This is a genomic window from Olsenella sp. Marseille-QA0557 (genome assembly GCF_965119725.1).
Taxonomy (GTDB): Bacteria; Actinomycetota; Coriobacteriia; order Coriobacteriales; family Atopobiaceae; genus Coprovicinus; species Coprovicinus avistercoris.
The window spans coordinates 351,123-365,407 of record NZ_CBCPMI010000001.1; the positions used below are offsets into that span (position 1 = coordinate 351,123).

Here is a 14,285-nt window from a genome sequence, read left to right on the forward strand (position 1 = left end):
AGAACGAGACCCATGCTTAAAAAAAGACTGCCCGCACAGCGAGCAGTCTTTCTGAAACATATAAAGAAATAAACCTGGTTCAGAAGCGAAGACGCCTTAGAGCAGACGCAGGCCAACTTCCTTAAGCTGCTTTGAGGTAACCTCACCCGGCGCATCGCTCATGAGGTCGGAGCCGCTTGAAGTCTTGGGAAACGCCATAACTTCGCGAATGGAATCCTCACCAGCAAGCAGCATACATACACGGTCAAGACCGAGCGCAAAGCCACCCATAGGAGGCGCACCATACTCAAGGGCATCCATCAGGAAGCCAAACTTATCGCGAGCGTCTTCCTCGGTAAAGCCCATAAGCTCAAGCATCTCGAGCTGCATCTGAGCATTGTGGATACGCATACCACCACCGCCGGCCTCGTATCCATCCATAACGAAGTCATACGTCGCAGAGCCAGCTGCCAGCGGATCGGCCTTGATCTTCTCGACATCGGTCTCGGTAGGAAGCGTAAAGGGCTGATGCTCAGCTTCATAACGCTTGGTATCGTCGTCCCAATGGAACAGCGGGAAGTCTACTACCCACAGGAAATCGTGGCCCTCACGAGGCACATCTAAGGCATCGGCCATATGGCAACGCATGCCACCAAGAATTGTATCTGCCGTCAGACGATCTGCCACAGCAAACATAACGAGGTCGCCGGGGACAACATCCATCTCTTCGCGCAGGGCGGCCATTTCCTCATCTGAGAAGAACTTTACGATAGGGCTGTTAATCGAACCATCTTCTCTGAATGCAATCCAAGCGAGACCCTTGGCACCAAAGCCGGCTGCAACATCTGCGAGCTTATCAATCTGTGCACGAGGCCATGTACCAGCACCCTTTGCGTTGAGCGCTTTGACGTATTGCCCTTCGGTGGAGGCAGCACCTGCAAACAGCTTGAACTTTGAATCCGTGAAGATGGATGTTACTTCGTGCAGCTTCATGTCGTAGCGGGTGTCGGGCTTGTCGGTGCCATAGGTATCCATAGCATCCCAATAGCTCAGGCGACGAAGAGGCGTTGGCATATCCACGCCAACCTTTGCAAAAGCGCTTGCAAGAACATCCTCAAGCTCAGACATCACATCGTTTTGATCAACGAAGCTCATCTCAATATCGACCTGCGTAAACTCAGGCTGACGATCAGCGCGCAGATCCTCATCGCGGAAGCACTTAGCAACCTGGTAGTAACGCTCAACTCCGCCAACCATAAGCAGCTGCTTGAGAAGCTGAGGAGACTGCGGCAATGCATAGAAATGGCCCGGCTGCGTACGGCTTGGCACGAGGAAGTCTCGTGCGCCTTCAGGTGTTGACTTAAAGAGCGCAGGTGTTTCTACCTCCATAAACGCACGGTTATGGAGAGCATCGCGAATGGCAAACGTAAAATCGCTGCGCAGCTTGAGGTTGGACATCATATGAGGACGACGGATATCGAGATAGCGATAGCGCAAACGAACATCCTCTGCCGTATCCATATGGTCCTCAATCTGGAACGGCGGTGTTTTTGAGGTATTGAGAACCTCAATATGGTCGATAAGAACTTCGATATCGCCAGTTGCCAGCTTTGGATTGTTCATGCCTTCCGGACGCTCACGAACAACACCAGTTACCTTAAGCGGCCACTCAGGACGAATGGTCTCTGCGATATGAAATGCCTCGCCACCAGAATGTTCAGGGTCGAAAGAAATCTGTGTAACACCTTCACGATCACGAAGGTCTACAAAGATAAGACCGCCATGATCACGACGATGCCAAACCCAACCAGTAAGGGTAACTTCCTGACCAATTTGGTCGCGACGCAGCTCGCCGCAGGTGTGTGTATGCATACTGTGGGTCATGCCCATATGTATCCTCTCGTCTGTGTCACCCCGTGCCGTTACGGGCAACAAATCCGTCAGACGTTGCGGAGGTGTAGACGGCACCCATCCGCACGTAACCCCACATAGTAGCAGCTCTAAGTTGTTATTGAATGCCTCTTTGTAAAACCATTTATTTGTCGAAGCGCTCAACATGCTTTGCACACACTTGTGCTGGCTTTATTTTTGCTCTTTACCTGCACTTTTTTGGTTATCCGTTGAACTTCCGCGCAAGACACAAGCATCTTTTGAGAAATCGGATCCAAGTACCTGTGCGCAATAATCTTTTATCCACGGCAACGAAAAGTCCACTGAGCCATCAACGCCACGAATCCCGTTTGCCTGAGCAAGCTCATCGGTGTAGGCAGAGAGCGGATAGGTTGTTAGACCACTGCCAGAAAGACGTTGGGTTATCACCGGAACAAGTTCCCAAGATTCAATGGAGCTACCAAACTCGTCTTTAGCGAGCGTCACTTTTGCCATGCCGCCAACCATGGTTCCTGCGGTTGGTTGCGTAGAGACAAAGTTGCCGAGCGACCAAAAAACGAGAGTCTCTCCACCATCGGAGCGTGAAATCATCTCTACGGGCTGCAGGACATGCGGATGAGTGCCAATAACAACATCTACGCCATTATCAGCAAAAACCTGCGCCCAATGCTTTTGGCTCTCATTGGGGGCATTTTGATATTCTTCACCCCAATGTGGACAAGCAATCACAATGTCAGCACCTTGATCACGTGCGGCCTGAACATCATGAGCAATCTGACTCTCCGAAAGCATACTTACTGCGTTGGCGTTATTCTCAGGCAAAGGAATACCATTTGTTGAAAAGGTGTAGTTGAGCACTGCTATCTTCACGCCATTGCGCTCAATAACGCCCATAGAATTGAGTTGCTCACCCTGTTTTGCCACTCCAATTGCAGCTATATCAGGATGCTTTTCACGCCAATACACAAGCGCATTATCAATACCCGCCTGTCCTTTATCCAATGCATGGTTACTCGCTTGAAGAACCACATCAAAGCCCGCTGTTACTTCCGCATCGCCAATCTCCTGCGGGCTATTGAATGTTGGATACCCTGAAAATCCCAGATCAGCTCCACCTAAAACAGTTTCTTGATTAACAATTGCCACATCGGCAGAAGAAATATCAGGAGCCACCTGAGCAAAGAGGTGATCATAATTGCGAGTACCGTCGGAGTGCTCGCCACTTTCCCATACCCCTCGGTGGACAAGAACATCGCCAATCATCACAACCGAAACTTCCGTTTCTTGCGACTCTCGATCTAACACCACTGCGCCAGAATCAGAAGCATTGGCATTGTTTTCACTTACAGCAGCTGTGCTTTCGGCAGGATTTCCACCTGACAAGATGTTGGATGCTATGCCCGGAATTTGTTTGAAAAGTGTTGGCCCGCAAAAGATACAAACACAGACAAAGGCAACCGCAAAAAGTGCAGCAACAAATACTTTTCCGCGATGTTTAGGAAGAGCTTTTGCCGGTTGTGCCATATGGGACACCTGTTGGTGAGGTCTCTGTTTCACAGCTTGTCCCCCCAAAGGCTACATCAGCGCTAACACATAAGTACCACAATGAAATTAAGCATAACCTACCTGCCAATAATAGAATTTGTCTTTCCGTTCGCCGAACGATTTAGGCCCTGCATCCTTAGCTTCTCTGTCATTAGCAAAATGTAAGGGCAAAAAAGGGAAGGTAAGCAATAAACAAAGGTATGATGCCTTTATAGGAAGGTTCCCCTACGAGGAAAGGACGGGCCACCATGGGCAAGCGTGCAAACGAGGCTCTTGATTTGGATTACGACGGCCTGGTCGAGTACCTTCACAGTAATCACTCTGTGTACATGAAGGTTGGATCGGCCATGTACTATCTCACCGATGCAAATTTCCAAGCATGGCGAGCCCAAGATACCAGTAAGCGCAACCATAAAAATCACTATGTGGATTGCAGCGATCTCGTTCCCACACTTGATGAATTCTTAGCAATTCCTTTTGTAAACGGCAGCAAGATCAAGGATGTTTTCCCCTCTGCTACGTTTTATGCCTCAGTAAAAGGCGAAAAGACAGAATAGCAATTGCTTACATCTGCAATCAAAACCACCCGCACAGCGGGTGGTTTGCTCTTAGGGTATAACCCTAGGGTCCCAGGCCAGGGGCTCAAGCCCCCGGCCTGAACTGACGTTCAGGCCCGATAGCCCCTTGACTCGTGGCGGGCCGGTCAAACCGGCGGCGCGCCTAACCCTCCTTCTGCGGGCCCCTCGCGAAGGGATCCTCGTACTCCTTGACGCTCAGCCTGTCCTGGGCAATATCGGCGCGCTCCTGCTCGCGTATGTACTTCGCGATCGTGGCCTCGTTGAGGCCTACAGTGGAGACGTAGTAGCCCTCCGCCCAGAACTTCCTGTTCCCGAACTTGTACTTGAGGTTCGCGTGTCTGTCGAACATGAGTAGCGAACTCTTCCCTTTAAGGTAGCCCATAAAGCTCGACACGCTGATCTTGGGCGGGATGCTGACCAGCATGTGCACGTGGTCCGGCATCAGGTGCCCCTCTATGATCTCGACCCCCTTCCACTGGCACAGCTGCCTGAGAATCTCCCCCAGGTCCTTGCGGTATTGGTTGTAGATGACCTTCCTTCTATACTTTGGTGCGAACACGATGTGGTACTTGCAGAGCCACTTCGTGTGCGCAAGGCTGTTGGCCTTCTGGGCCACGGCAATCACCTTCCCCTCGGGGCCGGCGACCTGAACAATCACCATGCTAGAGGGGAAGGCATTTCGTTGCATAGCACCAAGTACTGTCCACCCGCACAGCGGGTGGTTTTCTATGCCGCGCGTACTGCGCGGCACGGACTAAAGTCCATGAAGAAAAAAGGCCTGAACAAACTGTTCAGGCCTTCAAACACGCTGTAACAAACACGCTATTTCGCAGCGTCATCCTTATGAGCCGTTCCCATAGCGTCTTCGGTTTCGGCGATCTCGTTGGCGCCAAGATTCTTGTAATCGTCTTCGCGCACAAGCTCAGGAATATTTCCCTCAAGACCGCTCTCATCTGCATGCTTGTGGGGAGAACGACGGGCATACATGCCAACCATTGCAGACGTCTTCTGAATGGGAGCAAGAGTACCGGCGCCGGCAATGCAGCCACCAGGACATGCCATGCCTTCCAGCAGGTAGCCGTTGAGTTTGCCCTTAGCAGCCGCCTTCATCATGACGCGACATTCCTCAAGGCCTTCCGCAGACTCAACGTTGACCTCACGATCGGGGTACTTGTCCTTAATGACATTTACAACAGCCTTGGCAACGCCACCAGAAACAGCAAAGCCACGACCATCGGCAGAGGCAACATCAAAGTCGGACTTATTGTCATCTTCAAGCTCAAGATATTCAATGTCCTTTGCAGCCATCATGCCCGCCATCTCTTCAAAGGTAAGAACAAAATCTACCTCTGAACGGACACTCTTACGCATGGCTTCAAGCTTCTTTGCCGCACAAGGGCCAACAAACACAATCTTGGCATTGGGGTGTTCACGGCGAATCATACGGGCCGTTAACGTCATTGGTGTAAGCGCCATCGAAACGCACTCTGCGTATTCAGGGAATTCCTTCTTTGCCATAACCGACCATGCGGGGCAGCAAGAAGTTGCCATGAAGGGCATCTTATCCGGCACTTCTTCTATGAAGTAATCGGCTTCCTGAACAGAGCACAAATCCGCTCCGAGCGCGACCTCTTCAACGCCAGAGAAACCAAGTAACTTGAAAGCTTCACGCAGCTTGCCCACATTGCCCTTGCCGCCAAACTGACCAACAAACGAAGGCGCTACAGCAGCAATAACCTCATCGCCCTGGTTGATGGCCTGAATGACCTGGAAGAGCTGGCTCTTATCAGCAATTGCACCAAAGGGGCAGTTAACAAGACACTGACCACAAGAGACGCACTTGTCGTAATCAATCGTGGCACGACCATGCTCATCCGAGCCAATAGCGTGCATGCCACAAGCTTTTGCACAGGGGCGCTCGTAGTGCTGAATTGCATGATAGGGACAAATAGCCATGCATCGACCACACTTAATGCACTTGCTCTGATCGATATAGGCCTTCTTGTTCACAAAGGTAATGGCACCCTTGGGGCAAATTTCACGACAAGGGTGAGCTAAGCAACCCTGGCATGCGTTGCTGACCTCATACACATTGTCTTTGCAGGCATTGCATGCAAAAGAAATGATATTGATAAGGGGCGGCTCATAGTAGGTCTCAGGTTTCCAGGCTTCTGTGAGACCTTCAGTGAGCTCAGCTGGCTTATCTACACCCTGCAAGGGCAGCCCCAGCGCCAGGCGAATACGCTCAGCAACAATTGCCCGCTCCAGAAAGACACTCTCACGGTACGTGGCGATTTCACCTGGGATAATCTCGTACGGCAGCTGTTCAAGACGTCTTGCATCATCCTCGTCGCCATAGGCAATCTCTGCAACGCCTCGGAATACTTTGCGGCGAATCTCGGTAAGATTCGTGTACACGCCGCGCATGGTGTTGCTCATCTATCCTCCTCCCAAGGCGGCCCCTCTCAGCCACCTCTCCTCTCGGATAGAGTATCAAACAAAGTAGTCCTCGTAGAAGCCCAAATGTTCGAAACGTTCTGGCCAAGCAGTTCTTATGGTAAGCGGCACGTGTGTAAGCGGATGCACAAACTCTTCACGCCAAGCATGCAACATAAGCGATTTATCGTCTGCGCAAACGCTGCCATGAGCCTTTTTCTGCTTTTGTCCTTTTCTTATCCGAGAAGATGCACTTTTCTCATTTTTGCCACTAACATCGCCAGTGCTATCTCCATAGAGCGTATCACCCAAAATGGGGTAACCCACCGATGCGAGATGCACTCGAATCTGATGGCGTCTGCCTGTTTCAATCTCAGCTTCCAGCAGTGTTAATCCATTGTGGTGAGCCAACACGCGCACATATGTCGACGCATATTTTCCCTGTCCAGGCGCACAGACACGCATGCGCTGCGCATGATGACGATCGCGTCCTATTCCAGCGGTAATATGACGCGTTTTCCACGAAGGCGTACCCCTAACTATCGCAAGATATCGTTTATGCATCGACCCCGAAGCCACCTGCTCATCCAAAGCAGGTTGAAACTCGCGCGCTGTCGAGAAGAGCACCAAACCCGTGGTAGGAACATCAATGCGTTGCACAGCCTGTGCGCGCCGATAAATACCTTGGGCTGCAAGATGAGCTTGAACTGCATCGGTAAGCGTTGCTGCAGTTTTCCCATCGCTGTGCACAAGAATGCCAGCCTGCTTGTCGCACGCAAGCACTATGCCATCTTCATACACCACCCGACACGCAGGGATCTCCGTATCGGATGGGCTTATCTCACTACACGCAAGCCTGAGTTCAAGCACCATTCCCGGTGAAACCAGATCATTGCGTTTGAGAATCCCTCCTGCACAAGTAAGGCGCTGCTCTTCAAAGATGGCATGAACCTCACGAGGCTTTATTCCAAAACCAAGCAAATAATTACGGGCGGATACCGTGTCATGTACCGGTATCTTGACGCAATTATCCTGCGCCAAAGCAACGTTTTTATGACTTGCCGTATACGACATGGCAGTGCTTCCGTACACAAGAGTATTGCCTCGATGAGGCCAACTCCTATACTTCGGCCAGGTTGGTCAAAATGTAGTTTACAAGCTCGTCTTTTGACACGCGCGTCTGCTCGTGTGTTGCCATGTTGCGCACCGTAACAACGCCCTCTGCAACCTCTTCGGCACCCACAACAACACAGAGTTTCGCCGCAAGACGATCGGCCTGCTTAAACTGGCTTTTGAGTGAACGTCCTTGGTAATCGGCTTCGGTATGAATACCGGCGTTACGAAGCATCAAACAGATATCAAACACAGCATCACGCTCTGTGACACCTGGCGTATGGGCTACATAGACGCAAGAAGACTTTTCTCCATAAGGATCAATACCCTTGGCCTGAAGCGCTAAAACGATACGCTCAAATCCAACTGCAAAGCCCAAACCAGGTGTTGGACGGCCTCCCTCAAGCTCCATAAGACCGTCGTAGCGACCGCCGCCGCCAATTGAGCCAATCCCCGCACCAAGTGCCTCAACCTCAAAAACGGTACGGGTGTAATAGTCGAGACCGCGAACAAGCGTTGGGTCTTCCACATATGCAACACCGGCAGCATCCAAATACTTCTTCACAGCATCGTAATGAGCTGCACATTCATCACAGAGATTATCGGGTGCAAGCGGTGCGGAAGCCATAATTTCACGGCAGTGATCATTTTTGCAGTCGAAGGCACGCAAGGGGTTGAGCTCTGCACGCTCACGACACTCTTCGCACATTTCATCGGCATGGTCGAGGATAAAATCGCGAACTTTGTTGCGATAAGCGGGACGGCATGCTGCATCGCCCATGGAGTTGATAGAAAGCTTTAGATCTGAATCACTAAATCCTAAGCGCTTGTAGAACTCCATAAGCATGATGATGCACTCAGCATCTGCAGCAGGATCAGAAGCTCCAAGCCACTCCACACCTATCTGATGGAACTGACGCAGACGGCCCTTCTGCGGACGCTCGCCGCGAAACATTGCTTCGGCATACCACAGTTTTGCAGGAGCAGCTCCCTGGGGCACAAAATTATGCTCAACAGCTGCGCGGACCACACCTGCAGTTCCTTCGGGACGCATAGCCATACGCTGACGCGGCTTGAGGTATTTCTCAGTACCTTTTTCAAGCATGCCTTCGAGCAGGGCGCCGGAGAACACACGGAACATTTCCTTACGCACGACATCGGTGGACTCACCAATACCGTGTACGAACGTATCAACCTGTTCAAGTGCAGGTGTTTCTATCATGTCGAAGCCGTAAGCTCCAAAGAGATCACGCGCTATATCACTCATGCGCTGCCATGCACGCATGTAATCGCCAAACAGATCTTCAGTTCCCTGCACCCTCTGCGCCATCTGTGCAATCCCTTCTCGCCAGCATACTCAACACGCAAGCACTAGCCGTCAAGTATACACAGCCCATACAGCCCAACGGGCTTTTATCTTTTGTCGCTATAAAAACAATGCGCCACGTAAACGTAGCGCATTGTAAATCTCATCGTTTCTTTGAACATCACCCTGTATTTTGCAGGCCCGCAGCAACACCAGAAACCGTGCAAAGAATAAGGTAAATGAAGCGCTCTTTTTCCTCGGACGTCAGCTTGTCGGTATGCGTACGAACGGCATCGAGTGCACGAACCTGCGCAATCGAAAGCACGTTTACAAAGGGCAGACGCATCTTAATAACCGGACCAAGCACACGGCGATGCTCAAGCGGCCAGTTATCGCCGGTAATCGCCAGAACCCACTTACGTGTGAGCTCCATTTCAGAGAGGACCTTCTCATCGAGATCGGGACGCTCTGCCAAGGCCAAGTACATACGCGCGATACGTTCGTCTGTCTTGGAGAGCGACATCTCTATGTTGTCGATAAACGTAGTGAACAGTGGCCACTCCGCATAGGCCTCACGCAAACGGTCGAGATCTCCAAAACGCTCACATGCCGTTCCCAGGCCATACCATGCGGCCAAATTGGAGCGCGCCTGCGACCACGAGAAAATCCAAGGAATGGTGCGCAGGTCATCAAGAGATTTTGCGCCCAAGCCACGCTTCGCAGGACGGCTACCAATAGGCATAAGACCAATCTCGTTGAGTGGTGTTACCTCGCTAAACCACTCTGGGAAGTTCTCGGTGTTGAGAAGATCGAGATAGCGTTCACGAGATGCCTCATCGAGCGCAGTGGCTACATCGGCAAATTTATCCATCGTCTCGGTATTAACCCACTCGATGGATGGCGCAGACTGCAGGAGCGTAGCACCTGCAACCGATTCGACATGGCGCCGCGCGAGGGTGGGATCTCCGTAGCGAGCAAAGATGACTTCGCCCTGCTCAGTAAGTTTGAAGCAGCAGTTAACCGAACCTTTCGGCTGTGAAAGCACCGCACGGTTAGCAGGGCCGCCGCCACGTCCAACAGCGCCACCACGTCCATGCATGAGCACCAAATCGATGTTGTTCTCATCGGCCCACTTTGCAATGGCTGCCTGCGCTGCATGCAGCACAAGCGTGGCAGAGGTCGGACCGGCATCTTTTGAAGAGTCCGAATAGCCAAGCATAACCTCAAGGCGACGCCCCGTCTCGGAAAGACGCTGCTGTACCTCAGGCAGAGCAATAATGCCATCAAGCGTTGTTACAGCATTTTCGAGGTCCTCTATCTGCTCAAAGAGCGGGATAACATCCAAGACAGGCACATCCTGCGCGTGAGCAAAGGCAAGGCGCGCCAACTCGTACACATTCGCAACGTCCTGTGCAGACTTTGTAAACGAAACGATATAGCGACGGGCGGCCTGAATGCCATTTTTACGCTGAATGGAGCCAATGGCACGGAACGTATCGAGCACCTCACGGGTCATGGGATCAAGTTCGCCGTGCTCGCCCCATCGCCCATGTTCGCGAATATCGGCTAAGGCACGCTCATGAACAACGGAATGCTGACGGAACTCCATCTCGACGAGATGGAAGCCAAAGGTCTGTGCCTGCCAAATGAGCTTTTGGACAGGACCATAAGCTGTGCGGACGGCACCAGCCTTTGCGAGTGAGCGCTGCACAACACGAAGGTCCTCAATATACTCATCAGCGTTGCGATACATCACGTCGGCAACGCGCGTAACGGTTGCTTCCAGGCGATTTGCAATAACGAGCATAACAGCACGATGACGCTCACTTGCAGAGATGCCTGCTGCACGATTGGTAAGCGTCTCGCTCATCTCAACCTGATGATTCCAGAGGTTTACCAACTCGTCAGACGGTTTGGTGTACTGAGCATCGAGCGTAAGGTTACGACCAGTAGTGCGTGTGCGCTCCGCCAATGCCTTCAGAACGTGGACACGATATTTCTCAGCAACTTGCCGTGATACTCGTGCGGTTACGTTGGGATTACCATCACGATCGGAGCCAATCCAAGAACCCGGGTGGAAAAACGCCGGACACATGGGCGGCACGCAGCCGGCCTTATCACCCTGCTCCCAATCGTCAAAACGACGGTATACCTCAGGCACCATATCGAAGAGGGTGTTATCGAAAATATCAATAACGGTCTCTGCTTCTTCAACAGGAGTTGGACGCTTCAAGGCAATCGGAGAAGTGCGGAACATCGCGTCAATCTCCTGCAACATACAGCGCTCATTCTCGGCCAGCGAAGCACCACCCAGGCGCGAACGCTCTTCGAGCAAATCTGATATGCGACGAATCTTGCCTTCAACCGCTTTACGGCGCGCCTCAGTGGGGTGAGCAGTAAAGACGGGACGGAACTCCAAGCGATTGAGCAAGGCAATTGCTTTGCCACGCCCGCACTCGTCAACCAAGCGATGATAGGCCACGGTGAGATCGTTGATAGGATCTTCAGGCTGATCGGTTGGCACGGTTGCCTCTCGATCGCGCAACGAAGTAACGCGATAGTTTTCTTCGCAAATATTGGCGAGATGGAAATAAACCGTAAAGGCACGCATCAGAATGGTGGCGCGCTCCACAGGCAAAGAATCGATAATACGTACCGCATCAGAAAATGCTTCACGTTCATCGTCTGTCTCGGTAGCATCTTCAGAGTTTGCACGAATTGCATCGGCGAGCAGTTCATCAAAGATCGATAACAACTCTGCGTCATATTCGTTTAATACTTTACGAACGAGTCGCAAAAACAGCAGCATATTGCCCTGAAGCTCTTCTGGAACTGCCAGAGATACCGCCTCTTCGGTAGCTGCAGCCGACGACAGGGAGTGCTCAGACAGAGAACTTACAGAGGGTTCTGACACAGTGCCTCCTTATGCGTCAACCCGCAAAGCGGGTGTACTCAACTGATATCACCATACCCCGGATGACACTAACGAAATAGATGATACCGTTTGCCGAAATATAAAATTCATTCTAGCGGAATTTAACAAGGCGACGTTTTTATCATCACGCCCCCGCATGCCACGCGATTGCCCAGGTAAACAACGGCAGATTGACCTGGCGTAGGAGCACGAACGGCAGATTCAAAGCACACTTCAAAAGTTGAAGCGCCTGTTCGTACTATGGATGCTTTATGACGGGCTCCGTGGTAGCACGTAACCACTTCTCCCTGAAACGACGCTTCAGGACACCCGGGGGCAAACACAGCATTGTCAACCGTCACACGCCTGACCATAAGTTGCTCTTCATCCCCCACGTACACGGTATTTGTTGCTGTGTCCTTGCCGACGACGTACACCCTTTTCCCTACAGAAACACCGAGACCCTTGCGCTGGCCCAGCGTAAAACGCTCGTGACCCATATGCCACCCCAGGCAGGTTCCATCCGTCGAAAGAATTTGTCCTTTATGAGGGCCAACTTTGGTGTTGCGCTCAACAAAGGCAGTGTAGTTGCCATCAGGCACAAAACAAATGTCCTGACTATCACTTTTATGCGCACTGGTGAGACCTGCTTGCTCTGCTATTGTGCGCACCCATGTTTTGTCAGGGGCTTCTCCAAGAGGTAAGACGAGATGCTCCAGCACCTCTTCAGGAACCGGATAGAGCACATAGCTCTGATCTTTTTCAACATCATCGGCCTCAACTATCCACGGGCGACCTTGGCTATCACGCTCTATCCTCGCGTAATGTCCTGTTGCAATAGCATCACAACCAAGCTCCTGAGCAACTTCCCAGAGCAGGCCAAACTTCACCAAGCGGTTGCATACAACACAAGGGTTGGGTGTAAGACCGTTAACATAATCATTTACGAAAGGCGCAACCACACGTCTTTCAAACGCATGACGCGCATCTATCACGCGATGCTCAATTCCCAGCGAACGACAAATTGAACGCGCATCTGCAACATCGGAAGGCTCGGGCACAGGAGCAAGCGGATGAGGAACCATGGGATCGGCAATGCTCCAGTCTTTATCATCCGCCGATAAAACCTCGGCAGATGGTAGCGAGCCCGTTGCTACAACATCCTCGGCAAGGAGCATGGTTGCACCGATGCATTCATACCCCTGACGCGCAAGCAAAAGAGCGGTAACTCCGGAGTCGACGCCTCCGCTCATGGCGATAAGAACACGCATCTCTACACCTCCTCGCACATTTCAAGTGTAAGTGTGCCAAGCGGAGCCTGCAGAGGATCTGCATCAAACACAGCCCTGCCTAAGCTTCCACACACGATTGGCATCGATGGAGGCAAATGTCCCAAATCGCTATCGAGAATAACGGGCACGTGGATACCAGCTTCAGAAAGTCCATCCAGAATGGCACGTTGCTGGGTAAGGCCCATTTCTTCATCATCGATGCGCAGCGGTCTACCAAAAATAAATCCTCGCGCCTGAGAAAACCACCCCGCCGCCGCCAGCTGGCAAATGGCGCGTCGTACTGAAAACGGACCAAGATCGCATGACTCAAGGAACCAGATAACGCCTTCAGATTGATAGCGCTCATTAAACTTCTGAGCACCATCAAGTGGTGTTCCACAAAGATTAGCAAGCACATCGAGGCAACCACCTATCAACCGACCGTTTAGCGTGAGATGCTCTGCTGGCTCAAATGTATTTCTTACTACATGCCATGCCGTTGTTCGAGGCTTCTCGGTCGTGTTGTAGGGAGCAAGCGGATGCTCTTCGTCTTTTAGAGCAACCAATTGCCAGGACTCATAACTCCCCACGGTAGGGGCAAAGTCATTTTTCTTACGGGGGTCCTTACCGCAGATAAGATCCCATGCATCATGGAGTGCCGGATGCCATGGCTCCATGCCAAAAGCAGGTGCACAGGGACCATAAATGCTTGCACTATCACAAAGACATGCAAGTGGAAACGTTAGATTCGTATTATCCGAGTACCCCATAAACCACTTGGGTGAAGCTGCTGCAAGCGCAGTAATATCAAGACGTTGCGCAACTTCACACATGAGCTCTCCTCCCCCACAGGAAAGCACAACATCGGAGGTGGGATCGAGCATTGCTTGCATCAGCTCATCAGCACAACGAGCTGGAGAGCTTGAGATACCAACACCATCGTCAGCGCGTACACATGGCCATTCTCGCACGGTATAACCAGCTTCTTTCCAGCGGCGTTCGGCATTGGCAAGAGCTGAACGATACGGCTCAGTCATGGCGCCAAACGCCGGAGCAACTATGTCTATTACACCGCCGGGAGCTAAAGGCTTGGGGTATCTCATATAACCTCTTCGCAACGATCCTTCAAATTCCTGAAAACATCTTTCTCGTCTAGAAAAGCAAATAAATTTGCCTATTATGATAGGTACTTTGGTAATTGTTCCCATATGCTGTAAGCGTGTGGGAAAGCTGACATTGTCAGCACAATATAC

At 51.6% G+C, this 14,285-nt stretch carries 10 protein-coding genes; 1 reads left to right on the top strand and 9 read right to left on the bottom strand.

Features of this window, described 5'->3' with window-relative positions:
* Positions 1-96 precede the first annotated feature (96 nt).
* Both aspS and ACQY6Y_RS01595 read right to left on the bottom strand, forming a co-directional pair.
* The gene (gene aspS, locus ACQY6Y_RS01590; protein WP_428378557.1) at positions 97-1,869 is read right to left on the bottom strand and encodes an aspartate--tRNA ligase; all 1,773 of its coding nucleotides are present in this window, start codon (positions 1,867-1,869) and stop codon (positions 97-99) included.
* 192 nt (positions 1,870-2,061) lie between these two features.
* A complete protein-coding gene (locus ACQY6Y_RS01595) occupies positions 2,062-3,393 on the bottom strand; it encodes a CapA family protein (protein WP_428378558.1) in 1,332 nt (443 codons plus the stop codon).
* A gap of 269 nt (positions 3,394-3,662) precedes the next feature.
* Between ACQY6Y_RS01595 and ACQY6Y_RS01600 the strand changes: the two genes are divergently transcribed.
* Positions 3,663-3,971: a CDP-alcohol phosphatidyltransferase gene (locus ACQY6Y_RS01600; RefSeq protein ID WP_428378559.1), complete on the top strand. Its 309-nt coding sequence runs from the start codon at positions 3,663-3,665 to the stop codon at positions 3,969-3,971.
* 163 nt (positions 3,972-4,134) lie between these two features.
* Here the strand turns inward: ACQY6Y_RS01600 and tnpA are convergent, their stop codons facing one another.
* The 7 genes from tnpA to ACQY6Y_RS01635 all read right to left on the bottom strand — a co-directional run bounded on the left by tnpA (position 4,135) and on the right by ACQY6Y_RS01635 (position 14,135).
* On the bottom strand, positions 4,135-4,608 hold the full coding sequence (gene tnpA / locus ACQY6Y_RS01605) for an IS200/IS605 family transposase (RefSeq protein WP_428378560.1): 474 nt from the start codon (positions 4,606-4,608) through the stop codon (positions 4,135-4,137).
* A gap of 206 nt (positions 4,609-4,814) precedes the next feature.
* The gene (locus ACQY6Y_RS01610) at positions 4,815-6,431 is read right to left on the bottom strand and encodes a 4Fe-4S dicluster domain-containing protein (RefSeq protein ID WP_428378561.1); all 1,617 of its coding nucleotides are present in this window, start codon (positions 6,429-6,431) and stop codon (positions 4,815-4,817) included.
* Positions 6,432-6,485: 54 nt separating this feature from the next.
* Positions 6,486-7,502: an RluA family pseudouridine synthase gene (locus tag ACQY6Y_RS01615; protein WP_428378562.1), complete on the bottom strand. Its 1,017-nt coding sequence runs from the start codon at positions 7,500-7,502 to the stop codon at positions 6,486-6,488.
* Positions 7,503-7,548: 46 nt separating this feature from the next.
* Positions 7,549-8,871 carry a histidine--tRNA ligase gene (hisS, locus tag ACQY6Y_RS01620; protein ID WP_428378563.1) on the bottom strand — a complete coding sequence of 441 codons (1,323 nt, stop codon included), beginning with the start codon at positions 8,869-8,871 and terminating at the stop codon, positions 7,549-7,551.
* Between the two features lie 157 nt (positions 8,872-9,028).
* Positions 9,029-11,722, bottom strand: a complete 2,694-nt coding sequence (locus ACQY6Y_RS01625; protein WP_428379936.1) for a phosphoenolpyruvate carboxylase — start codon at positions 11,720-11,722, stop codon at positions 9,029-9,031.
* A gap of 161 nt (positions 11,723-11,883) precedes the next feature.
* Positions 11,884-13,032, bottom strand: a complete 1,149-nt coding sequence (mnmA, locus tag ACQY6Y_RS01630; protein WP_428378564.1) for a tRNA 2-thiouridine(34) synthase MnmA — start codon at positions 13,030-13,032, stop codon at positions 11,884-11,886.
* A 2-nt stretch (positions 13,033-13,034) separates the two neighbouring features.
* The gene (locus ACQY6Y_RS01635; protein WP_428378565.1) at positions 13,035-14,135 is read right to left on the bottom strand and encodes a S66 family peptidase; all 1,101 of its coding nucleotides are present in this window, start codon (positions 14,133-14,135) and stop codon (positions 13,035-13,037) included.
* Positions 14,136-14,285: the final 150 nt, after the last annotated feature.

Coding starts and splice junctions, on each gene's coding strand:
- aspS (WP_428378557.1), bottom strand. CDS start 1,869: ATGGGCATGACCCACAGTATGCATACACACACCTGCGGCGAGCTGCGT.
- ACQY6Y_RS01595 (WP_428378558.1), bottom strand. CDS start 3,393: ATGGCACAACCGGCAAAAGCTCTTCCTAAACATCGCGGAAAAGTATTT.
- ACQY6Y_RS01600 (WP_428378559.1), top strand. CDS start 3,663: ATGGGCAAGCGTGCAAACGAGGCTCTTGATTTGGATTACGACGGCCTG.
- ACQY6Y_RS01610 (WP_428378561.1), bottom strand. CDS start 6,431: ATGAGCAACACCATGCGCGGCGTGTACACGAATCTTACCGAGATTCGC.
- ACQY6Y_RS01615 (WP_428378562.1), bottom strand. CDS start 7,502: ATGTCGTATACGGCAAGTCATAAAAACGTTGCTTTGGCGCAGGATAAT.
- hisS (WP_428378563.1), bottom strand. CDS start 8,871: ATGGCGCAGAGGGTGCAGGGAACTGAAGATCTGTTTGGCGATTACATG.
- mnmA (WP_428378564.1), bottom strand. CDS start 13,032: ATGCGTGTTCTTATCGCCATGAGCGGAGGCGTCGACTCCGGAGTTACC.
- ACQY6Y_RS01635 (WP_428378565.1), bottom strand. CDS start 14,135: ATGAGATACCCCAAGCCTTTAGCTCCCGGCGGTGTAATAGACATAGTT.